Annotated in this window: 1 pseudogene; it reads right to left on the bottom strand. The window is 58.3% G+C overall.

The annotated features are described in order from the left end of the window. Window positions 1–343, bottom strand: a pseudogene (locus ACYP03_RS24985) (two-component sensor histidine kinase BarA); the annotation flags it as partial.

Below are 343 nucleotides of genomic sequence, written 5' to 3'. Positions count from 1 at the left end.
GGCACTGAGCAAGCGTTCGGACAACGCCAGTTCTGTGGTGGGCAGACACACCAAGACTTTGTCGGCCAGTTGCTCGGCTTTAAAGACTTTATCCAGAATCGTTGCCAGCGGCGGCTGTTCGCCCGGAGACAGGCAGAGCAGGGCAAAGTCGTGATGTTCGACATCGTCCTCCGGCATATCGGCCCGGTAGGTGACATCCAGTCCCGCCTGCAGCAGGCGTTGCTGCAGTACGTTGGCCGCCTGCAGATTGGGTTCGATGAGCAGCAGGTGGCGGTTTTTCAGCTCGCTGGTATCAATCGGCTGCGATACCGGCAGATCCGTTTTGGTCAGTTTGAGGGTGAAC

Source organism: Photobacterium sp. R1 (assembly GCF_054600795.1).
This window is presented reverse-complemented; position numbering and strand designations above follow the sequence as displayed.